A 289-nucleotide genomic window follows, 5' to 3' on the forward strand; every position below is an offset into this window, starting at 1 on the left:
CAAACCTCAACAGGAGTGCCTAAGGGAATGATGATGAACAATGAAACTATATATACTCTGAGTGATGAGCAAAGAGAATAAGAGTTAAGCCAATAAATAAAATTCACTTAACGAGAATCGGTTCATATAGTCAGAGTGCCAAACTTCGCTTTAGTTCCAATGATTGCTCACTTTTTTCGTTTTTATTTCATTTGGTTTGATTTTTAGCTCACTTACTGGTGATTATCCGTTTATTAATGCATTGAATGTTGCCATTAAACCAAGATTTGCTCGAGGGGGCTCTGCGGTA

The organism is Shewanella sp. 10N.286.54.B9 (assembly GCF_041468565.1).
Classification (GTDB): Bacteria; Pseudomonadota; Gammaproteobacteria; order Enterobacterales; family Shewanellaceae; genus Shewanella.